Raw genomic sequence first — 22018 nt, 5'->3', positions numbered from 1 at the left:
TATAAAATGGTGCTATTATATAGAAAAGCATCAAAACAATCGGAGGATCCAATGAAAATTTTAATGATAGAAGATAACGTAAGTGTTTGTACGATGACAGAGATGTTCTTTTTTAAAGAAGGTTTTGAAGCTGAATTTGTTCATGACGGTTTAGAGGGGTATCAGCGCTTTGCTGAAGAGAATTGGGATTTGGTGATTCTGGATATTATGCTTCCGTCTATGGACGGCGTAACCATCTGCAGAAAAATAAGAGAGACAAGCACGGTTCCGATTATCATGCTGACTGCCAGAGACACCGAATCAGATCAGGTGATCGGCTTTGAGATGGGTGCGGACGATTATGTGACGAAGCCATTCAGCCCGCTGACATTGGTTGCCCGCATCAAAGCCGTGAACAGAAGATATCAGGCGACGGGCAAGGCGGCAGCGGAAGAAGATACGATTGAATCGGAATGCTTTAAAATTAATAAAAAGACGAGAGAAGTATTATTAAATGGGGAGCCTGTTGTAAACCTCACGCCTAAGGAATTTGACCTGCTTTATTACCTTGTGCAGAACCCGCGGCAGGTGTTTTCCAGAGAGCAGCTGCTTGAGCAGGTATGGGGCTATCAGTTCTACGGAGACGAACGGACTGTCGATGTTCATATTAAACGGCTGCGGAAAAAGCTTGCAAGTGAGGACAGGCCTTTCCTATATACTGTATGGGGAGTAGGGTATAAATTTGATGAGGATTAAATATTTATATCAGCTGCTGCTGAGCCATGTCAGCATATTAATTTTAGCATTTGTTATCATTATTTCTCTTTTTTCTCACTTTGTGAAAGAGTTTGCCTACCAAAATAAAGTAGAGGAACTGACGTCATATTCGGTGCAGATTGCAAGCGAATTTCAAACCGGCCAGGTTGATATGCGCCGGCTGTACCCATATCAGGATATATTACGCACAAGAAAGACACAGTTTATCATCTTTAATGAAGCACAGCAGCCTTATTTTCACCCTGAAGACTTTCACCCACGGGAAAAGCTGAAGAAAGCGGAGTGGGAGAAGCTGAAAAAAGGGCAGGTGGTCATGAACAGAGCGGATGGCCGTTTTAACGATGAGGTTTCCCTTGTTGCACAGCCGATTTTTGTTAACAATGAATTTAAAGGCGCGGTACTGCTGATTTCTCCAATCAGCGGCGTAGAGCAAATGATTAACCAGGTCAACCTCTATATGTTTTACGCGATAACCAGCACGCTTGTCATTACCATTCTCGTCAGCTGGCTGCTTTCCAAATTCCATGTGAAACGCATTCAAAAGCTGAGAGAAGCAACGGATAAAGTAGCTTCCGGCGACTATGACATCCACTTGGAAAACGGCTACCGGGATGAAATCGGGGTGCTGGCGTCTGACTTTAATATCATGGCGAAAAAATTAAAGCAGTCAAAGGATGAAATCGACCGGCTTGAGAAGCGGAGAAGGCAGTTTATTGCCGATGTATCCCATGAATTAAGAACGCCGCTGACAACCATTAACGGTTTGGTTGAAGGGCTGAACAGCAAAACGATTCCAGACGAGAATAAAGAAAAATGCTTCTCGCTCATCAGTGAGGGAACGAAGCGAATGCTGCGTCTCGTAAAAGAAAATCTCGATTACGAAAAAATCAGATCACAGCAAATCACCCTGAACAAGCTTGACGTTCCGCTGATTGAGGTATTCGAAATCATAAAAGAGCACCTTGAACAGCAGGCGGAAGAAAAGCAAAATAAGCTGATGATTCAGGTGGAGGACAGCGTGATCGTTCATGCCGACTATGACCGGTTAATTCAAATCCTTGTGAACATTACGAAAAACAGCATCCAATTTACGCAGCACGGTGACATTTGGCTGCGGGGAACAGAAGGATATAAAGAGACCATTATCGAAATTGAAGATACGGGAATCGGCATTTCAAAAGAGGATATCGAGCATATTTGGGAGCGGTTCTACAAAGCTGATATTTCAAGAACGAACACGGCGTACGGAGAATACGGCCTCGGCCTCTCCATCGTCAAGCAGCTTGTAGAAATGCATCAAGGCACAATAGACATTAAAAGTGAACAAGGGAAAGGCACAACATTCATTATCCGCCTTCCTTTACCTGCAAAACAGCAATCAATCATGTAAGGCGGCGGCATATCGTCAGATGCTGCCGCCTTCTTCTTTCTAACAGCGCTTCGGTATTCCTTTTTTTATTGCGTGCTCCCGAAATAAAGATTGCGTGTTTTTCGGGTTAGGACAGTCTGTAAACATGATAAAATATGACATAAACAGTTTTTGATGGGAGAGGGTGAAGGAATGAAGAGCGGGGTAATTCCTTCTTCAGCGGTCGGTCAAAAAATTAACGAGTGGTACAAATATATCCGGACCTTCAGCGTGCCGGATGCCGAGGTGCTAAAAGCTGAAATCCAGCAGGAACTGAAACACATGCAGCATGATTCCAACTTGCTGTTATATTACTCACTAATGGAATTTCGCCACCAGCTTATGCTTGATTATCTCGAGCCGCTGGAGAAATTAAATATCGAAGACCAGCCAAGCCTGTCTGAATTATCACGAAATATAGACAGCAACCAAGCTGATCTGAAAGGGCTTCTCGATTATTATGTGAATTTTTTCCGCGGAATGTATGAGTTTGATAAGCGGGAATTTATTTCTGCCATTACATATTACAAACAGGCGGAGAAAAAACTTTCTTTTGTTTCCGATCATATTGAACGGGCTGAATTTTATTTTAAAATCGCGGAAGCTTATTATTATATGAAGCAAACGTACTTTTCATTGATTCATATCAAAAATGCATATGAAATTTATGTAGAGCAGGAAACCTATAATGTTCGGATTATCCAATGCCATTTTGTGTTCGGGGTTAACCTCATGGATGAGAGAAATTTTGAACAAGCCGCACGGCATTTCAAATTGGCGCTGGAGATGGCGGAAGCGGAACAAAAAGCCCAATTGGTCGGAAGAGCATTTTATAATTTAGGGCTGTGTTATTACAATCAAGACCTTCTCGACCCTGCCATTGAACATTTTGAGAAAGCGGTTTCCACTTTTGAAAACAGCAGAATCACCAATTCTCTGCCTCAAGCATATTTTTTAATAACACTTATTTATTATAAACGCGGAAAACATGAGAAGGCCTCGGAATATCACAAGAGGGGCTATGAATATGCTAAAGAAACAGACGATGCAGACTACGCGGTAAAATTTGAGTTTTTACAATCCCTATATCAGGCACAGCCCAATACAGAAGGAATCGAACGATGTTTCCGATATTTAAAAAATAAAAATATGTATGCTGATATAGAGGATTTAGGCCTAGAAGTAGCAAAATATTACTATGAACAAAAATGGTTTGAACTGTCTGCTTCCTACTTTCTTAGAGTTGAAGAGGCAAGAAAACAAATACAAAGGAGTGAAGGTTTGTATGAAATTGAAATCTAAGTTATTTGTTATTTGTTTGGCTGCAGCAGCTGTTTTTACAGCGGTTGGCGTCTCTGAACATGCTGAAGCATCCGACTTTCATGTCACAGAAAGAGGAATGACGTAAGAACCAGGCCCCTTCTCAATACGAGAAGGGGTTTTCTTTTAAAGAAACAGCAACGCAGGATATGGACCTTACGGCGCCGCCTGATTCATGGAGATTCCTTTTTCTTAGTAGCCTCCGTTAAAAAACGCAGTTCCCACGATAATTAAGAGGATAAATAACACAACAATCAAAGCAAAAGAGTTTCCGTAACCAGACATCTGTGCCACCTCCTTGTGAGATTACTTTATGATATGCTGCATAAACGCGGCGGACAGGGCTTTCAAGATATAGATTGAAAAATAAAGAAAACAACTAAAAAACGCCGCATGACAATGATATTGTCTTACGGCGCTGTACTGCAGACTTAGAAGCCTCTTGTAAATGCAGTACCTACGATAATCAATAGAATAAACAATACAACGATCAAAGCGAAAGAACCGATGCCGTAACCGCCGCCGTTAGCGTATCCTGACATAAGGCTTCACCTCCCTATGATGGATACTACAAAATATGCGGACATGGCCGGATTGATAGGGATAATAGTGACAAGGCAAAAAATGAACAATGAGGCTATCGCGGCGGGCAATATAAAAAGCGGGCCCTGCCGCCCGCTTTTATGTATAGATTAAGAGACCAGCACACCCGCGAAAAACTCCCGGTATAATGCTTGGACGGCTTTTCTTGCTTCGGCTTCCTTTACGCCGAACATCATGCTCACTTCAGAAGATCCTTGGTTAATCATTTCGATATTTACTTTCGCCTGTGATAAGGCTTTGGCCGCTCTTGCCGTTGTGCCGACATTATGGCGCATTGCTTCTCCTACAACCATAATCAGCGCCAGATTGTGCTCGACAATGACTTCATCGGCATGAAGGTTCTCTTTAATCTGCTTCATTACGCTTCGTTCGGCCGAAGCATCCATTTGGCCCTGTCTTAAGATGATCGTCATGTCATCAATTCCCGATGGAACATGCTCATACGTCAAACCGTGTTCTTCTAGGATTTGAAGGGCTCTGCGGCCAAACCCGATTTCTCTGTTCATTAAATACTTGCTGATATAAATGCTGCAAAAGCCGGTATCGCTGGCAATGCCGACGACAGGACCGTTAGTGTTATCACGTTTGCTGACGACGCGTGTTCCGTTCGCCGACGGGTTGTTCGTATTTTTGATCTGTACGGGAATGCCCGCTCTGAATGCCGGAATGAGCGCTTCATCATGAAACACTGAAAAGCCTGCGTACGACAGCTCGCGCATCTCTCTGTATGTCAGCTCGTGGATTTCCTTCGGGTTCTCAACAATGGAAGGATTAACAGAGTACACGGCATCTACATCAGTAAAGTTTTCGTACAGATCGGCCTGAAGACCGTTGGCCAAAATGGAGCCTGTAATATCAGAACCGCTCCGTGAGAATGTCATCACATCGCCATCCTTGCTGAACCCGAAAAAGCCGGGGAATATGATGAGGCCTTCACGCTCTCTCAGCTGAAAGAGATTTTGATACGATTCAGGCAGCACCTGCGCGTTGCCGGGTTCGTTTGTTACAAAAAGGCCGGCATCCTTCGGGTTCACATATTCCGCTTTCACGCCTTTGTGGCGGAAATAGGCGGCAATCAGCTTAGCGTTGTTATCCTCACCGCTTGCTTTGACTGCGTCCAAATATTGTACGGGATTGCTTTTATCTCCTTCTAAAAGCGTAAACAAATCATCACGGATTTTTTCTATAATACACGGCTCAAGCTGAAGCTCATTTGCGATCAGAGCATACCGTTCAATGACCGCTTCCGCCAGTTCAGGGGCGCTGCCGGATGATAAATACTGTTCAGCACATGCGATTAAGAGATCAGTCACTTTCGTATCCTCGGAATAGCGTTTGCCCGGAGCCGAAACCACTACAGCTTTGCGCGCGGGATCTGAGGTTACGATTTGAAACACCTTTTCAAGCTGTGCGCCTGAAGCGAGTGAGCTGCCTCCGAATTTAACGACCTTCATGTTTACATCTCCTAATGTTTAAAATTTTCACACAAATTTAGTATTTATTATCCCTCTTTCAGTTCTGTAAATCAAGGAGAAATTTCTTTGTGGAATGAACATTTGTATTTATAGAGAGGAATTGTGTCAGGTCTGATGACGAACCTGAAGCATAGTGAAGATAAATATGGTAAACAGACTAACGATTTGTGATGGGAAATGGTTTGAATGATTAGTAAAATTGAATAGATAACGAAGTTAATATTTTTAAAGAATATTGACTAACACTAGAAAAATGGTAATATGTAAATGATAATGATAATCAATTACTATATGGCCATATTGTTTTGAGTCCTTGCGGAGTAGGAGATACGTTCTTTTTGCTGTGAGGATGTAAGGAGGCAGCATGAAGCTACGTTACTTATTTTTTCTACTTATCATATTAGCAGTCACTTCTGTATTTATCGGCGTAGAAGATCTGTCACCGCTTGATCTCTTTGATTTAAGCAAAGAAGAGGCGTCAACGCTCTTTGCCAGCCGTTTGCCGCGGCTGATCAGCATTCTAATCGCGGGCATGAGCATGAGCATCTGCGGGCTGATTATGCAGCAGATCACCAGAAACAAATTCGTGTCACCGACAACGGCCGGCACGATGGACTGGGCGAGGCTGGGAATCTTAATATCCTTGCTTCTGTTTACATCGGCAAGTCCTTTAATGAAAATGCTGATTGCTTTTGTCTTTGCTTTAGTCGGCAATTTTCTGTTTATGAAAATTCTTGAAAGAATCAAGTTTAACGACACCATCTTTATTCCGCTAGTCGGTTTAATGCTCGGGAATATCGTCAGCTCAATCGCGACGTTTATCGCGTATAAATATGACCTGATCCAGAACGTGTCATCATGGCTTCAGGGGGATTTCTCCTTAGTTGTGAAAGGGAGATACGAGCTTCTTTATCTGAGTATTCCGCTTGTCATCATTGCCTATGTTTATGCGGATAAATTTACAGTGGCGGGTATGGGAGAAAGCTTTTCTGTCAACCTCGGCCTCAAGTATAAACGGGTTGTGAACATCGGGCTCATTATCGTATCCCTGATTACGTCACTTGTCATTTTGACTGTCGGTATGCTTCCGTTTCTCGGTTTAATCATCCCGAACATTGTATCGATCTACAGAGGAGACAACCTGAAAAACAGCCTGCCGCACACTGCGCTGCTGGGAGCGGTTTTTGTTCTGTTTTGCGATATATTGGGCAGAGTCATTATCTTCCCATATGAAATCTCGATTGGTCTGATGGTCGGAATCATCGGCAGCGGCATTTTCCTGTTTATGCTGTTAAGGAGAAAAGCGTATGCGTAACCAGATGAAAATTGCGTTGCTCGTTGGTATAGCCGTTGTATGTATCGGTTTGTTTCTGTTTTATGACTTAGGCAATTGGGATTACACACTGCCGAGAAGAATCAAAAAAGTCGCTGCCATTATGCTGACAGGCGGAGCGATTGCGTTTTCGACGATGATCTTCCAAACCATCTCGAATAACCGCATCCTGACGCCCAGCATTTTAGGCCTTGATTCTCTCTATATGCTGATTCAGACCGTCATCATCTTTTTGTTCGGTTCTATGAATATCGTAATCATGAATAAAAACATCAACTTCATCATCTCTGTTTTGCTGATGGTGCTGTTTTCTTTTGTTCTCTATCAGATCATGTTCAAAGGTGAGGGGAAAAATATCTTCTTTCTTCTGCTCATCGGAATCGTGTTCGGCACGCTGTTCAGCAGTCTGTCTTCCTTTATGCAGATGCTGATTGATCCGAATGAGTTTCAGGTTGTGCAGGACAAAATGTTTGCCAGCTTTAACAACATCAACACTGATTTGTTATGGCTCGCCTTCATCATCTTCCTGCTGACCGGTATCTATGTCTGGCGTTTCACGAAATTTTTTGACGTGCTGTCACTCGGCCGTGAACACGCCGTCAATTTGGGCATTAACTACGACAAAGTTGTCAAACAGATGCTGATCGTGATCGCGATCCTTGTTTCTGTTTCTACAGCGCTTGTCGGCCCGATTATGTTCTTGGGGCTTCTCGTTGTCAACCTGGCGAGAGAATTTCTGAAAACATATAAGCATTCGTACTTAATCGCAGGTTCTGTTTTAATCAGCATTATTGCGTTAGTCGGGGGACAGTTTGTGGTTGAGAAAGTATTCACCTTCTCAACGACGCTGAGCGTTATTATTAATTTTGCCGGCGGGATTTATTTTATCTACTTGCTGTTAAAGGAGAATAAATCATGGTAGAGGTCAAAAATGTAAGCAAACAATATGGAGGGAAAGTTGTCCTTGAAGAGACGTCAGTCACGATTCAAAAAGGCAAAATCACCTCGTTTATCGGTCCTAACGGCGCCGGCAAAAGTACGCTGCTGTCTATTATGAGCCGCCTGATCAAAAAGGATTCCGGTGAGATTTTCATAGACGGAGAAGAGATCGGAACCTGCGACAGCAAAGAGCTTGCCAAAAAAATGAGTATTTTAAAGCAGGCGAACCAAATCAATATCAGACTGACCATCAAAGACCTTGTCAGTTTCGGCAGATTCCCTTATTCACAGGGCCGGCTGACAGAGGAAGACTGGGTTCATATCAACCAGGCGCTCAGTTATATGAAGCTGGAGGAGATTCAGGATAAGTACTTGGATCAGCTGAGCGGCGGACAGTGCCAAAGGGCTTTTATCGCAATGGTCATTGCCCAGGACACGGATTACATTTTTCTGGATGAGCCGCTGAACAATCTGGATATGAAACATTCAGTTGAAATTATGAAGCTTCTGAAGAGGCTGGTAGAGGAGCTTGGAAAAACAATCGTGATCGTAATTCACGATATCAACTTTGCTTCCGTCTACTCCGATCATATCGTTGCTTTGAAAAACGGCCGAATCGTAAAAGAGGGGCCGCCGGAGGAGATGATTGAAACCTCTGTGCTTGAAGAAATCTACGATATGACCATCCCGATTCAGACGATTGATAACCAAAGAATAGGTGTTTATTTTTCTTAATATACAGAAGAGGTGAAGAGCATGAAAAAGTTTGCAATTCTATTCATCGCATTGGTGACGGCTGTTGTCATTTCCGCTTGCGGAAACCAAAGCTCAAGCAGCAAAGGTTCTGACACGAAGAAAGAACAAATGACGGTGAAACACCAGCTGGACAAAAACGGCACAAAAGTGACAAAGAACCCTAAAAAAGTCGTTGTATTTGATTTAGGAAGCTTAGATACATTAGATAAATTAGGTCTTGATGATAAAGTAGCGGGCCTGCCGAAACAAGCCCTTCCTAAATATCTGTCCAAATTCAAAGATGATAAATATGCTGATGTCGGAAGCTTAAAAGAGCCAGACTTTGAAAAAGTAGCGGATTTAGAGCCTGACCTGATCATTATCTCTGGCAGACAATCTGAGTCCTACAAAGAATTCTCTAATATTGCACCGACCATTTACCTTGGCGTAGATACAGCGAACTACATGGAATCATTTAAATCAGATGCACAAACAATCGGTAAAATCTTTGATAAAGAAGATGAAGTAAAAGACGAGCTCGCAACAATTGATAACTCAATTGCGGATCTTAAGAAAACAGCTGAAAAGAAAAACAAAAACGGCCTTGTGATTATGGCGAACGACGGCAAAATCAGCGCCTTTGGTTCTAAATCAAGATACGGGCTGATCCACGACGTATTCGGCGTGACACCGGCTGATAAAAATATCAAAGCATCTACTCACGGACAAAGCGTTTCATATGAGTACATTTCAAAAACAAACCCTGATTACCTGTTTGTTATTGACCGCGGTACAGCAATCGGAGAAACATCATCTACAAAACAAGTCGTTGAAAATGACTATGTGAAAAACGTAAACGCCGTGAAAAATAATCATGTCGTTTACCTTGATTCAGCTACTTGGTACTTATCAGGAGGCGGACTTGAGTCAATGACGCAAATGATTAAAGAAGTGAAAGACGGTTTAGAGAAGTAAAACCAAAAAGAGCCTCCGCTCTCAAAGCGGGGCTCTTTTTTATAGGATCAGCGTGCCGGCTGCTGTTCGGCAGGGCGCTGAGGTTTCTTTAATGTAAAGGATAGAAGTAAGCCGGCAAGCGCGATGCAGGCTGCCACGATAAAAGCGGCGTTCATGCCGTGCAGAGCGGCGTGTTTTACATTTGTGGTTCCTGCATGTGCCGCCTGGTTGCTCATCACGGATACCAGGAGAGCAGTTCCGATGGAGCCGCCGACTTGGCGAACCGTATTGTTCATCGCTGTTCCGTGCGGAATCAGGTGGCGCGGCAGCGCATTGATTCCGGCTGTTGTCACAGGCATCATAATCATCGCTGTCCCTAAGAGACGAACGGTATATAAAACGACAATCCAAGCCAGTGACGTATGGTCAGTCAGCTGCATAAACGGAAGTGATGTCAGGAAGATGATACAGAAACCTGCAATCGCCAGGCCTCTTCCGCCGACACGGTCAAAAATTCTTCCGATAATCGGTGACATGAAGCCCATTACAATGGCTCCCGGAAGAAGCATAAGCCCTGTATCAAAGGCTGTAACGTCTCTGACGTTTTGTGTATACAGCGGCAGAATTGTTTCTGTACCAATTAATAATGCAAAGACAAGGGTTCCCAGCAGGGTTGTTAAGCTGAAGATACCAAACGTAAATACGCGGAATTCCAGCATCGGTTTTTCAAGCTTCATCTGTCTTGTAATAAATAAGAGCAGCGCGATCACGCCCACTAGCAGTGAAATCAGAACCGTTGAGCTGGTCCATCCGTAAGAGCCGACGCTTGAGAAGCCATAGAGCAGCCCGCCAAATCCAAATGTCGACAGGATAACTGAAAAAATATCAATCTGTGTTTTTCTTAATGTCGTCACGTTTTTCATAAGAATGATAGCGAGAAGCAAATCGATCACGGCAAACGGAAGAATGATATAAAACAATGATCTCCATGAGAAAGCTTCTACTGCCCATCCTGAAAGAGTCGGTCCGATCGCAGGCGCGAAGGAGATGACCAATCCGACCATACCCATAGCCTGGCCGCGCTTTTCAATCGGAAAGATCGTTAAAAATACTGTCTGCATGAGCGGCATCATAATGCCGGCTCCGGCTGCCTGAATGATACGGGCCGCCAGCAGAACCGGAAAGTTCGGGGCAAACGTGCCGACGATTGTTCCGGCAGTGAAAATACTCATCGCCGTAATGAGAAGCGTACGGCTCGTGAATTTTTCAATTAAAAACGCAGTAATCGGAATTAAAATACCGTTCGTTAACATAAATGAAGTCGTCAGCCATTGGGCTTGGTTTGCATCTATATGAAAATCCCTCATGATATGGGGGAGAGCGGTAATTAACAGTGTCTGGTTCAAAATGGCGACAAACGCCCCGGCTAACAAAATGCCGACAATGACAGAACGGTTAAACGGTTTTTTTTCAATACTTGTGTCCAATAAGATCCCTTCTTTTCTTTAAGTAATTAACAGTGTTTTTAACATAGAAATTTGCTGTGTTAAAACACCGGTTTGTTCCAGATAGCCAATCAGTGATTTCAGTAAAAAGGCGCGGGGCTCTTCCTTTTTTGCTTCCTCTTCCAGCATGGCTGCAGCGGATGTCAGCTCATCGATATCATAATCCGCGGCGGGCAGGGAAGAGATGCCTTTATGTAATTCTTTCAGGCTTTCTGATAACAGGAGTGATTTATCCTTTGGCTGGTAGGAGGACGCCGATTGGATATAAAGCTCGATGGTCTCAGGCGGAAGCAGGGACTGCCGTGTTTCTCTGTTTTTGACAATCTGATTGAGGGTGCTGATGATAAACGCTGCGATCGGGTCAAGCTCAAGCGGTTTTTCCTCTATTTTGATCAGCATTAAAAACTCACGCATCATGCCGTGAAGAATGATCACCAAATCCCATACAAACGGGAGAATGGTTTCTCCATACGCCTGGATCAGCGAATCGCGGTGCCAGCAGATAATCGTTGATCTGGTCTGATGGATATGCTGTTTTACACGGTCATTGTGCAGCTTGGGGTTTCCGTAGGTCAGCATATTAAAAAACTGCTGATTCCGCCTGAATCCTTCCAGCTCCATTTTGACCTTTTGAATCAAACGCTCCTCCGGTGTCAGCGCGGTATTTTCCTGCAGTCTTGATGCCGCGGCCACCATTTGCTTCTGGTTAAACGTCAGCAGCTCCAAAAGCAAATCTTCCTTCGATTGAAACAGCTTATATATCGAAGCTTTTGATATCTTACATTCTTCTGCGATTGCCTGCATGGAAACCGACGTAAAATCCTTTTCAGAAAAAAGCTTCCGCGCGGCTAACAAGATTTCTGTTTTTTTATCAAGCATCTCATGGCTTCCTTCTTTCTTGAACAATAGAAAACCCATTGGTTCACAGAAAACCAATGAGTAACATTGATAAAATTTTACCAAATAAACAAAATGAAAGTCAATGGATTTTATCCGGACAAATAAAAAGGCCTGCCGGAATTCCGACAGGCCGGGTGAGGCTTATTTTTCAACTTTAAACCCTTGTTTTTCGAGCATTTCACGAATATGCGGATAGTACAGGCGCTCATAGTATGAGGCGATGCCTTGTGACCAGTTTCGTGTTTCTTTTCCGTTGGTCCGGTTTTTCATGTATTCGGCCATTTGTTCATCATATGACTGAATGTGTGATGTCAGCTCGTCCTGCTGCAAATACGTTTCTTTATGATAAACCGCTGCCTTTGGAAGACGAGGTTTTTTCGCTGAACGATCAGCAGGATGGCCGACGACTAGACCCGATACAGGGAACACGTATTTCGGAAGCTGAAGCAGCTCGATCAGTTCATTTGGGTTTCCCCGAACCGCGCCGATCGGAACAGTGCCAAGCCCGAGTGATTCAGCTGCCGCTGTCGCCGTGCCAAGTGCGATGCCGGCATCTACAGCGCCGACAAGAACGGATTCTAAACCGTTTGTGATTTCCATGTTGAAGTCATGCAGATCTTCAAGCGCAATTTTTGCCCGGTTGAAGTCTGCGCAGAAAAGCAAGAAAACCGGAGCTTGGTCAATCCAAGGCTGTCCGCCCGCCAGTTCGGAGATTTTCTTTTTCCGCTCTTTATCCTGAATTGCGATGACGGTCACTTGCTGCCCATTGATAGAAGTAGGGGCTGATTGCACCGCTTGTATAATATGGTCTAGCTGCTCTTCTGACACTGGCTCATCCGTATAGCTGCGGATGGAGCGGTGGTCTGTTAATGATTTGATTACTTCGTTCATGTGAGACATCCTTTCTTTACTCACTGAGCTCTGTGCGGACAACATCAAGAGGAGCGCTCAGCAGTTCTTTGCCTTTTGCTACAAATCCTTGGAAATGCGCAGTTTCATTGTGAGATTTCATCGCCGCTTCATCTTTCCATTGTTCAAGCATCACAAATGTATTTTCTTCGCCTACTTTTTCAAAAAGGTCGTATTGGGCGTTGCCTTCCTCGGCTCTTGAATGTTGAACCAGTGATTGTGCCTCGCTCAAGAATTCTTCGCGTTTTTCGGGTTTTACTTTGATATAAGCTTGTAATACGATCATGTAAATCTCCTCCATTTGTCTTTAAAATTTATTGTTCGAATTTGATCGAACTAAATGTACCATGTAATCAAAATCAGGTAAAGAAAAAACCCTCAAATAGTAAAATTGTCATTCTAATTGTTGTGTGATACATTTGTGTCATGAACATTCCAAACCATCCAGAAACAGAAACATTGCAGCTGACAAAGGTTCTTCATGCACTGAGTGATCCGCTTCGTTTAGAGCTGGTGAAGCAATTGGCCGAAGCAAAAGAGAAAACGTGCGGCACCTGTGCTGATGTACAGGTTGCAAAGTCGACCTTGTCCCACCATTTTAAAGTATTAAGAGAATCGGGCATCGCTCAAGTACGCATAGAAGGAAAGCGCCGTTATTATTCGCTTCGCACAGAAGATCTTGAAAGGGCATTTCCGGGCCTGCTTGAAGCAGTGCTGAACGTGGACCAGGAGCGCTGGTAAATCAATCCCCTGAACCGGGGATTTTTTTATGTCCATCAACAGCGAGGCGAAGTCTTTGCACACCTTCCTGAATGTCCTCTTCCCTCAGCCGTGCAAAGCCGATAATAAGCGCGGGCTTGTCCGGCTGCGGACGGCTTTCTTTTAAGCGAAACCGGCTCATCCCAAAGATTTCAAGCTGCTGGGCGGCGGCATGCGCGAGTATCTCTTGTTCCGTGCGGCAGGTATAAAATTCGGTGACGAAATGCAGTCCCGCATTTGCCCCTTTTACCGTAATCTCCCCTCCAAACTCTGATTCTAATGCGCGGATGAGGCGTTCTCTCTTTTCTTTATAATGCTGCTTCATTTTTTTAATATGCTTCTGATATTCTCCGGACTCGATAAATTCCTGCAGGGCGAGCTGTGTGAGCGACGAGCAGGTCTGCAGGTCATAGCCCCGCTTTTTGTATACCCGTAACAGCTTCGGCGGCAGCACCATGTAGCTGATCCGCAATCCGGGGAGAAGTGATTTTGAAAAGGTGCCCATATAGATGACGTTTTGAAATCGGTCGAGGCTTTGGAGCGCCGGGATACTGTCTACATCATATTTAAATTCGCTGTCATAATCATCCTCAATAATATAGCGGCTCGGCTGCTCCGCTGCCCAGTTCAGCAGCTGAATTCTCCGGGATACAGGCATAATTGTTCCGGCCGGGAATTGATGTGAAGGGGTAGTGATTAATACATCAGGCTTCTGTCTGATGATTTCAGAAATGGAGATCCCTTTTTCATCAAGCATAATCGTCTTCACCTGTTTTCCGGCATGTTGCAAAAGCTGGTACATTCGCCTGTAGCCAGGCTCTTCCATCGCATACACCGCGTCCTGAGGCAAAAGCTCAGTCAGCAGCTGCATCAGCACCTGGGTGCCCGCCCCGATGACGATTTGTTCCGGCCGGCATTTCACACCCCGCGTCAGAGAGATCAGCCTTGTAATGGCGGCTCTTACCTCATATATGCCTTGCGGATGAGACATGTCGCCGAGCGTGCGGTGTGAGCGGGCAGCCGCTTTTTGCTCACAGCGAAACCAGCTTTTCATTGGAAAATGATCTGTATCGGCACTCATATGTGAAAAAGATATCCAATCGCTTTGATCGATATGAACCTCTTTCAGATCATCCGGCAGTGAAGATGAGGGCTGTTCCTCAGAGGGAAATGTGTCCAGCTGTTCGACGAAAAAACCCTTTCTTTCTTCAGCGTACAAATACCCTTCGGCGAGCAGCTGCTGATAGGCTGAATTCACAGAGTTTACGCTGACCTTCAGCTTTTCAGCCAGCTCTCGTTTGGAGGGAACCTTCGAGTGGGGCAGCAGATTATGGCTGAGGATTTCGTTTTTCAGCTTTTGATAAATCTGCTGATAGATATAATCCGCTTTTTCTGAGCGATCGAGAGTGATTGTGATGTCCATTGCGGTGTCTCCTTCTGGTACCATCAAAAAGTTATAATTGGTACTTTTCATCATACCAAAAAGAAGTCAGAATGGTAAGAAAATAATGACAGTGGGGGAATTCACATGAGTCAAACAACGGCATCAACTTTCACTACAGCAGAGTGGCAGCAAAAACGGGACCAATTTGTCTCAAAAGGTGTGAGCAACGGAAACCGCAGCCTGGCGGTAAAAGGAGAGGGAGCAGAGCTGTATGATTTGGACGGCCGGAGATTTATTGATTTTGCGGGCGCTATTGGAACTTTAAACGTCGGACACTCGCATCCGAAGGTGGTAGAAGCTGTGAAGCGGCAGGCGGAGGAGCTGATCCATCCGGGCTTTAACGTCATGATGTATCCGTCTTATATTGAATTAGCTGAAAAGCTTTGCGGCATTGCGCCGGGCACTCATGAGAAAAAAGCGATTTTCCTCAATTCCGGAGCGGAAGCGGTGGAAAACGCTGTGAAAATCGCCAGAAAGTATACCAAGCGCCAAGGCGTTGTCTCGTTTACACGCGGGTTCCACGGACGCACGAATATGACAATGAGCATGACAAGCAAGGTAAAGCCGTACAAATTCGGTTTCGGCCCATTTGCATCAGAGGTATACCAGGCGCCGTTTCCGTATTATTATCAGAAGCCTGCCGGACTGAGTGATGATGCATATGACGATATGGTCATTCAAGCGTTCAATGACTTCTTTATCGCAGCAGTTGCTCCTGAAACGGTAGCGTGTGTTGTGATGGAGCCGGTGCAGGGAGAAGGCGGATTCATTATTCCTTCTAAACGGTTTGTGCAGCACGTCGCTTCCTTCTGTAAAGAACACGGCATCGTCTTTGTAGCCGATGAAATTCAAACCGGATTTGCCAGAACGGGCACTTATTTCGCGATCGAGCACTTTGATGTCGTGCCAGACCTGATCACGGTTTCGAAATCTCTTGCGGCTGGGCTGCCGTTAAGCGGTGTGATCGGACGCGCGGAAATGCTTGATGCGGCGGCGCCCGGAGAGCTCGGCGGCACGTATGCGGGAAGTCCGCTTGGGTGCGCGGCGGCATTGGCTGTTTTGGACATTATTGAAGAAGAAGGCTTGAATGAACGTTCTGAGGAAATCGGCAGGATCATTGAAGAAAAAGCGCTTGAATGGCAAACAGAATACCCGTTTATCGGTGACATCCGCAGACTTGGGGCAATGGCAGCAATCGAGATCGTGAAAGACCCTGAAACATGTGAACCTGATAAAGCGAAAGCGGCAGCCATCGCAGCGTACGCGAATCAAAACGGATTGCTGCTGCTGACAGCCGGAATCAACGGCAATATCATCCGCTTCCTGACGCCGCTGGTTATTTCAGATGACCTTCTGAATGAAGGGCTCCACATTGTGGAAGCAGGTCTGCGAGCTTAATCATTGGAAAGACCGCACACGGGTCTGCTATCATTTTAAGTAAATCCAAGAATAGAAAGGAATGTTCAATATGCCAGATCAATTAACGGTCTACAACCCGGCTACAGGCGAGGCGATCAAAACGATTCCTCAGCAATCAGCCAAAGAAGTAGAAGAAGCCATTGAACGTTCACATCAAGCGTTTAAATCATGGTCTAAAACATCAGCGAACGAAAGAGCGTCTCTTTTGAAAAAGTGGTATGAGCTAATCGTGGAACATAAAGAAGAACTTGCAGATTTAATTACGAAGGAAAACGGAAAACCGTACCAGGAAGCTGTCGGAGAGGTGCTGTACGGCGCCGGTTATATCGAATGGTTCGCAGAGGAAGCGAAGCGTGTATACGGAAGAACCGTTCCGGCTCCGACAACCGGAAAACGAATTGTCGTGACGCGCCAGGCAGTCGGCCCAGTTGCCGCGATTACGCCTTGGAATTTCCCAAATGCGATGATTACACGTAAAGCGGCGCCTGCTCTTGCTGCCGGCTGTACGTTTATTATCAAGCCGGCGCCTGATACACCGCTGTCAGCCTATGAACTTGCACGCCTCGCATACGAAGCAGGTATTCCAAAAGACGTGCTTCAGGTTGTCATCGGTGATGGCGAGGAGATCGGAAACGTTTTTACAAGCAGTCCGAAAATCCGCAAAATCACCTTTACAGGATCAACACCTGTAGGGAAAATCCTGATGAAAAACAGCGCCGATACTGTGAAACACGTATCCATGGAGCTCGGCGGACATGCCCCGCTGATTGTGGATGAAGATGCAAACATTGATCTTGCTGTTGAACAGGCAATGGTGTCTAAATACCGAAACGCGGGTCAGACTTGCGTATGCGCCAACCGGCTCATCGTCCATGAATCCATCAAAGATGAATTTGCTGCGAAACTGAGCGAGCAAGTATCGAAGCTGAAGGTAGGAAATGGACTTGAGGAAGGCGTAAACGTCGGTCCGATTATCAACAAAAGGGGCTTTGAAAAAATCGTCAGCCAAATTGATGATGCGGTTGAAAAAGGAGCGAAGGTTGTCGCTGGGGGCACTTATGAACGAAACGATGATAAAGGCTGCTACTTTGTCAATCCGACAGTGCTCGCTGACGTCGATACGTCCATGAATATCATGCACGAGGAAACATTCGGCCCTGTTGCGCCAATCGTCACTTTTACAGATATTGATGAAGCAATTGAGCTTGCCAACGATACACCGTACGGCTTGGCTGCTTATTTCTTCACAGAAAATTACCGCCGCGGCATTTATATTTCCGAGAACCTTGAGTACGGAATTATCGGCTGGAATGACGGAGGACCGTCCGCGGTTCAAGCTCCTTTTGGCGGAATGAAAGAAAGCGGAATCGGCCGTGAAGGCGGTTCAGAAGGTATCGAACCATACCTTGAAACAAAATATATGTCCATCGGTTTATAAACGAAACGATATGCTCCTGAAGAGCTGCCGGAAGATCCGGCAGCTCTTTTTTTGTTTCAGCGAATAAACATATCAATTCCAGCCAAAATAACAGCAAATACATTTTGAAAGAAGGTTCCCCAACAATGGATTTATTTTTGGCTCTTCTCCCGGCTTTGTTTTGGGGGAGCATTGTTCTCTTCAATGTTAAATTAGGCGGCGGGCCGTACAGCCAAACACTGGGAACGACGATCGGGGCGTTAATTGTTTCTATCGTTATTTATTTGTTTGTCCAACCCGTCTTGTCCATGCGCATTTTTATCGTTGGAATTATATCCGGCTTATTTTGGTCACTTGGGCAGAGCAACCAGCTCAAAAGCATTCAGTTAATGGGTGTGTCCAAAACGATGCCGATTTCCACAGGGATGCAGCTTGTTTCCACCTCACTGTTCGGCGTCATTGTTTTCCGAGAGTGGTCAACACCGATTTCGATTACACTTGGAGTCCTCGCTCTTATCTTTATTATTGTCGGTATCGTTCTCACGTCATTAGAAGATAAGAAAAACAAAAAAGATGGAGAGCCGAGCAACTTAAAAAAGGGCATTTTAATCCTTCTGGTCTCGACATTGGGTTATTTGATTTATGTCGTTGTCGCAAGATTATTTAATGTATCTGGATGGTCCGCCCTGTTGCCGCAGGCGATCGGGATGGTCATTGGAGGGGTCATTTTAACCTATAAGCACAAGCCCTTCAATAAGTATGCCATCCGAAATATTCTCCCGGGCTTAATCTGGGCAGGGGGAAATATGTTTTTGTTTATTTCTCAGCCGAAAGTCGGCGTTGCCACAAGCTTTTCTCTCTCTCAAATGGGAATTGTCATCTCGACGCTTGGCGGTATTTTCATCCTGCGTGAAAAGAAATCAAAACGCCAGCTGATTGCGATTGCGATCGGGATTGCACTGATTATTGCGGCTGCCGTATTTTTAGGGATCGCCAAAACGAATTCATAACAGTTAAGGAGGATGAATATGTATCCGGATTTAAAAGGAAAAGTCGTTGCTATTACAGGAGCTGCTTCAGGATTAGGAAAGGCAATGGCCATTCGCTTCGGCAAGGAGCAGGCGAAAGTGGTCATCAACTATTACAGTAATAAACAGGATCCAAACGAGGTAAAAGAAGAGGTCATCAAGGCGGGCGGTGAAGCCATTGTCGTCCAAGGAGACGTAACGAAAGAGGAAGATGTAAAAAACATCGTTCAAACAGCGATTAAAGAGTTCGGCACACTCGATATTATGATTAATAATGCCGGTCTTGAAAATCCCGTGCCGTCTCATGAAATGCCGCTCAAGGATTGGGAAAAAGTCATCAGCACGAACTTAACGGGCGCCTTTTTAGGATGCCGTGAAGCGATTAAATATTTTGTTGAAAACGATATAAAAGGAAATGTCATTAATATGTCGAGCGTACATGAAGTGATTCCGTGGCCATTATTTGTTCACTATGCGGCAAGTAAAGGCGGAATCAAGCTGATGACGGAAACATTGGCGCTGGAATATGCGCCGAAAGGCATTCGTGTCAACAATATCGGGCCAGGCGCGATCAACACGCCAATCAATGCTGAAAAATTTGCTGATCCTAAGCAGAGAGCAGATGTAGAAAGCATGATTCCGATGGGATATATCGGTGAACCGGAGGAAATTGCGGCAGTGGCAGCATGGCTTGCTTCGAAGGAAGCCAGCTACGTCACAGGCATTACGTTATTCGCGGACGGCGGTATGACACAATACCCTTCCTTCCAGGCAGGACGCGGATAAATCAAAAAAAAGCGACCCAGAACTCATCTGGATCGCTTTTTGTTTAGTCGCGCTTTTTCTTTACTAGAGCTGCAACAGATAAAATAATGGCTGCCGCAGACAGCACAATCGCTGTGATATCAAGAGCCGATGAACCTGAGTCTGCAGAAGCAGAATCATCTTTCGTTTGAGTGGCGCCATGCTCATCTGTTACTTCTTTGGCTGCGGTGATTTTTGTGATGGCATGAGGCGTATCCGCATCTTCATCGCCTGTCCATTCAACTATGCTGCCGTCTTTGTAATATTGATAGGCATCCCAAGCGGCTTCCTCCGCTTTATCAGGGTTTTTGGCAACAAAGGTAAATTGCTGGAACTGGCCTTCCTGAATGCCTCCGTCAGTGGCTTCCCACGTTACGGACACTGATTTGTCGTCGTGTTTGGCAGTAGACACCTTCCAGCCCGGAACCGGTTCGTATTGCTGGAACTCAACATTCTTTGGCATTTTTAAAACAACCTTTGTTGTCGGCTGATTTTTTTCGGAAGGAACTTTCATTGTGTAGGTCTCCCATGAGCCTGCGGCGGATTCAGCCGGTTTTACAGACACGTGCGCGCTGGCAGGCGCCGTAAAGAATAAAAGAGAGCCGATAACAGCTGGACATAGTGTGAATGCGATTTTTTTCAACAACTCAAACACTCCTTTAATTTGTCTTTGTAAACATGATATTGATTTCGTTAAAGTCGCCGGTCAGTCCGTGGACTTTGATCTTCCAGTTTCCCTTTTCATTAATGGACAGGTTTTCAGTCTGGAAGATGCCATCTGTTTTTTCCTTCAATTGAAACGTGCTTTTGTTTTTATTGCCTGACAGTCCCGTTTTATAAACGGTCAAGGTGATTTGCTGAATGTTTTTTACAGGGTCTCTGTTATGATCGGTAACCCTGAGTTCAAACACGTTTTTGCCGGGCTGGTTCGGGCTGATGCTGAGAGAAACATTTTGCCCGTTTTCAATCGCTTTCGTTTGATAAAACGGTTCGGGTGCAGGCTCAGGCGGACTTGGCAGACTTGTAAATACGGCAGCTGTGATCAGGACAGCGATGCCGATTGCCCATTCCGCTTTTAGCGTGCGGGTGATTTTGGACCCCTGCCGTTTTCTGGTGAGCAGAAAATGAATACCGCCCAGAATCAGCATCAAAACAAACAGTCCGCTTTTGACTAACAAGGCTTGGCCATACGCCGTATGGAACAGTGAATCCATTGACCGAATGATGAAAAATCCATTGAGCAAGCCCGAGAACAAAATGACACCGACTGCTGTGAGCGCCCATGGAGAGAACCGTTTCACCGTCTCCCAAGCAAGCGTTTTGTCCGGCTGTCTCCACTCCTGTGACAGCAGTAAAACGATGGCCGCTATTCCGCCGATCCAGATGGAGGCGGCCGATAAATGAAGGAAATCCATCAGGATACCGACTGTCTTTTCTTCAACAACAGCGGCATGTCCGGTAAACGCTTTGGCAAGCAGGAGACCGAAAAAGAAAATGAGCGGCGCCGTCCAATATGCGAAGGACGCAAAACGCTTTTTGCGTAACACTGGGATGGCAGACAGGACAAGGAGTACATACAGCACGGCCTGAATCATCCAAATTGTGCCTCCCGCGGTTTCAAACAGCGTCTCCTTCATGTACTCCGGCTGAAAGGCATTGCCCCAGCCGCCGCCTGCATTCGCTTTTGTCTGTATCGGAAGCTGAAGCAGGAGCGCCAGCCCCAGCACAGTGACTGAGATGACAAGCAAACGCTTCGTCCGTTTGGCGAGTTTTTTTCCGTCCCCTTTATACCAGAAGAGATGGAAGAAAACGGTCCCGATAAACAGAGAAAAGGCTGTATACAGAATGGCGCGGTCTGCTGCTGTTCCCGGATTCAGGGCTGAGCCTGATGTTTTCTGGCTGCTGAACCCTCCATCCGCTTTTCCGATGCTGAACGGGATGACGCCGGAAACAGGGTGCCCGTCTGCCGAAACGGCATTCCATTCCGCTCTGTACACGTCATGAGGCAGATTCTTTTTCAGCTTCACGGTCATGATGTGATTGTTGTCTTTTTTGATTTCTGTTTTGTCCGTATCCACCCGGTCGCCGTCTGAATTATAGACTTTAATGTAGTGAAAGCCCTCTTCAACCGGTTCATTAAATTCAATTTCCACCTGTGCGGGAGCGCTTTTTAATTCACTGTTTTCTCCGGGCGAAGATTTGACAATATAGGCGTGAGCAAAGCTTGTTTTCGGCAGGAAAACAAGAAAAAGCAGAAGTATGATCCACCATCTGTTTCGTTGCATTACTCAGACACCACCTTCCGCTAAT

At 45.3% G+C, this 22018-nt stretch carries 23 protein-coding genes; 13 read left to right on the top strand and 10 right to left on the bottom strand.

Going from position 1 to position 22018, the window contains the following annotated elements:
- Nucleotides 1–51 precede the first annotated feature (51 nt).
- The 4 genes from yclJ (at nucleotide 52) to H7F27_RS18815 (ending at nucleotide 3572) form a co-directional block, all read left to right on the top strand.
- Nucleotides 52–735 (top strand): two-component system response regulator YclJ, encoded by a 684-nt coding sequence (gene yclJ, locus H7F27_RS18830; protein ID WP_185848285.1) that lies wholly within the window; start codon nucleotides 52–54, stop codon nucleotides 733–735.
- The gene (locus H7F27_RS18825) at nucleotides 722–2146 is read left to right on the top strand and encodes a two-component system sensor histidine kinase YclK (RefSeq protein WP_185848284.1); all 1425 of its coding nucleotides are present in this window, start codon (nucleotides 722–724) and stop codon (nucleotides 2144–2146) included. Before yclJ ends, H7F27_RS18825 begins: the two co-directional genes overlap by 14 nt.
- 171 nt (nucleotides 2147–2317) lie before the next feature.
- On the top strand, nucleotides 2318–3466 hold the full coding sequence (rapC, locus tag H7F27_RS18820; RefSeq protein ID WP_024120212.1) for a response regulator aspartate phosphatase RapC: 1149 nt from the start codon (nucleotides 2318–2320) through the stop codon (nucleotides 3464–3466).
- A complete protein-coding gene (locus tag H7F27_RS18815; protein ID WP_024120213.1) occupies nucleotides 3450–3572 on the top strand; it encodes a phosphatase RapC inhibitor PhrC in 123 nt (40 codons plus the stop codon). The genes rapC and H7F27_RS18815 overlap by 17 nt, the downstream gene beginning before the upstream one ends.
- Before the next feature lie 104 nt (nucleotides 3573–3676).
- Here the strand turns inward: H7F27_RS18815 and H7F27_RS18810 are convergent, their stop codons facing one another.
- The 3 genes from H7F27_RS18810 to H7F27_RS18800 form a co-directional block, all read right to left on the bottom strand.
- On the bottom strand, nucleotides 3677–3769 hold the full coding sequence (locus H7F27_RS18810) for a YjcZ family sporulation protein (RefSeq protein ID WP_024120214.1): 93 nt from the start codon (nucleotides 3767–3769) through the stop codon (nucleotides 3677–3679).
- Nucleotides 3770–3915: 146 nt separating this feature from the next.
- A complete protein-coding gene (locus tag H7F27_RS18805) occupies nucleotides 3916–4026 on the bottom strand; it encodes a YjcZ family sporulation protein (protein ID WP_024120215.1) in 111 nt (36 codons plus the stop codon).
- Nucleotides 4027–4176: 150 nt separating this feature from the next.
- A complete protein-coding gene (locus tag H7F27_RS18800; RefSeq protein ID WP_185848283.1) occupies nucleotides 4177–5541 on the bottom strand; it encodes an aspartate kinase in 1365 nt (454 codons plus the stop codon).
- A gap of 385 nt (nucleotides 5542–5926) precedes the next feature.
- On the opposite strand from H7F27_RS18800, the gene yclN reads away from it, so the two are divergent.
- From yclN to H7F27_RS18780, 4 genes are read left to right on the top strand one after another with little or no spacing between them, the layout of a single operon-like run.
- A complete protein-coding gene (gene yclN, locus H7F27_RS18795) occupies nucleotides 5927–6877 on the top strand; it encodes a petrobactin ABC transporter permease YclN (protein ID WP_010333025.1) in 951 nt (316 codons plus the stop codon).
- The gene (gene yclO, locus H7F27_RS18790) at nucleotides 6870–7817 is read left to right on the top strand and encodes a petrobactin ABC transporter permease YclO (protein WP_024120217.1); all 948 of its coding nucleotides are present in this window, start codon (nucleotides 6870–6872) and stop codon (nucleotides 7815–7817) included. The genes yclN and yclO overlap by 8 nt, the downstream gene beginning before the upstream one ends.
- Complete coding sequence (gene yclP / locus H7F27_RS18785) at nucleotides 7811–8569, top strand: petrobactin ABC transporter ATP-binding protein YclP (RefSeq protein ID WP_095714087.1); 759 nt, start codon at nucleotides 7811–7813, stop codon at nucleotides 8567–8569. Before yclO ends, yclP begins: the two co-directional genes overlap by 7 nt.
- Before the next feature lie 21 nt (nucleotides 8570–8590).
- A complete protein-coding gene (locus H7F27_RS18780) occupies nucleotides 8591–9544 on the top strand; it encodes a siderophore ABC transporter substrate-binding protein (RefSeq protein WP_024120219.1) in 954 nt (317 codons plus the stop codon).
- Between the two features lie 47 nt (nucleotides 9545–9591).
- On the opposite strand, the gene H7F27_RS18775 is transcribed toward H7F27_RS18780, so the two are convergent.
- The 4 genes from H7F27_RS18775 to H7F27_RS18760 all read right to left on the bottom strand — a co-directional run bounded on the left by H7F27_RS18775 (nucleotide 9592) and on the right by H7F27_RS18760 (nucleotide 13123).
- Entirely contained in the window at nucleotides 9592–11010 is a 1419-nt protein-coding gene (locus H7F27_RS18775; protein ID WP_185848282.1) for an MDR family MFS transporter, read from the bottom strand.
- Between the two features lie 18 nt (nucleotides 11011–11028).
- A complete protein-coding gene (locus H7F27_RS18770) occupies nucleotides 11029–11907 on the bottom strand; it encodes a TetR/AcrR family transcriptional regulator (RefSeq protein WP_103671929.1) in 879 nt (292 codons plus the stop codon).
- A gap of 162 nt (nucleotides 11908–12069) precedes the next feature.
- Nucleotides 12070–12819 (bottom strand): NADPH-dependent oxidoreductase, encoded by a 750-nt coding sequence (locus H7F27_RS18765; protein ID WP_024120222.1) that lies wholly within the window; start codon nucleotides 12817–12819, stop codon nucleotides 12070–12072.
- Nucleotides 12820–12835: 16 nt separating this feature from the next.
- Nucleotides 12836–13123: a putative quinol monooxygenase gene (locus H7F27_RS18760; protein WP_003225015.1), complete on the bottom strand. Its 288-nt coding sequence runs from the start codon at nucleotides 13121–13123 to the stop codon at nucleotides 12836–12838.
- Nucleotides 13124–13263: 140 nt separating this feature from the next.
- Here H7F27_RS18760 and H7F27_RS18755 point away from each other — a divergent pair, with 140 nt between their 5' ends.
- Nucleotides 13264–13578 (top strand): ArsR/SmtB family transcription factor, encoded by a 315-nt coding sequence (locus H7F27_RS18755; RefSeq protein ID WP_103671931.1) that lies wholly within the window; start codon nucleotides 13264–13266, stop codon nucleotides 13576–13578.
- Nucleotide 13579: 1 nt separating this feature from the next.
- On the opposite strand, the gene H7F27_RS18750 is transcribed toward H7F27_RS18755, so the two are convergent.
- Nucleotides 13580–15019, bottom strand: coding sequence for a MocR-like transcriptional regulator GabR (locus H7F27_RS18750; protein WP_185848281.1), 1440 nt, complete (start codon nucleotides 15017–15019; stop codon nucleotides 13580–13582).
- 105 nt (nucleotides 15020–15124) lie between these two features.
- Between H7F27_RS18750 and gabT the strand changes: the two genes are divergently transcribed.
- From gabT to gdh, 4 genes are all read left to right on the top strand, one after another.
- A complete protein-coding gene (gene gabT, locus H7F27_RS18745) occupies nucleotides 15125–16438 on the top strand; it encodes a 4-aminobutyrate--2-oxoglutarate transaminase (protein WP_185848280.1) in 1314 nt (437 codons plus the stop codon).
- A gap of 70 nt (nucleotides 16439–16508) precedes the next feature.
- Nucleotides 16509–17897 (top strand): succinate-semialdehyde dehydrogenase, encoded by a 1389-nt coding sequence (gene gabD / locus H7F27_RS18740; RefSeq protein ID WP_101860987.1) that lies wholly within the window; start codon nucleotides 16509–16511, stop codon nucleotides 17895–17897.
- Nucleotides 17898–18022: 125 nt separating this feature from the next.
- On the top strand, nucleotides 18023–18886 hold the full coding sequence (locus tag H7F27_RS18735) for a RhaT/GlcU family sugar-proton symporter (protein ID WP_103671933.1): 864 nt from the start codon (nucleotides 18023–18025) through the stop codon (nucleotides 18884–18886).
- 18 nt (nucleotides 18887–18904) lie between these two features.
- Nucleotides 18905–19690 (top strand): glucose 1-dehydrogenase, encoded by a 786-nt coding sequence (gdh, locus tag H7F27_RS18730; protein ID WP_024120229.1) that lies wholly within the window; start codon nucleotides 18905–18907, stop codon nucleotides 19688–19690.
- Between the two features lie 43 nt (nucleotides 19691–19733).
- Here the strand turns inward: gdh and H7F27_RS18725 are convergent, their stop codons facing one another.
- Both H7F27_RS18725 and H7F27_RS18720 read right to left on the bottom strand, forming a co-directional pair.
- A complete protein-coding gene (locus H7F27_RS18725) occupies nucleotides 19734–20354 on the bottom strand; it encodes a YcnI family copper-binding membrane protein (protein ID WP_103671934.1) in 621 nt (206 codons plus the stop codon).
- A 13-nt stretch (nucleotides 20355–20367) separates the two neighbouring features.
- Entirely contained in the window at nucleotides 20368–21993 is a 1626-nt protein-coding gene (locus H7F27_RS18720; RefSeq protein WP_185848279.1) for a copper resistance CopC/CopD family protein, read from the bottom strand.
- Nucleotides 21994–22018: the final 25 nt, after the last annotated feature.

The sequence above is a fragment of the Bacillus sp. PAMC26543 genome (genome assembly GCF_014250375.1).
In the GTDB taxonomy this organism is placed as follows: Bacteria; Bacillota; Bacilli; order Bacillales; family Bacillaceae; genus Bacillus; species Bacillus halotolerans.
Note: the sequence above shows the minus strand (reverse complement) of the source record. Positions and strands in the feature narration are given on the sequence as shown.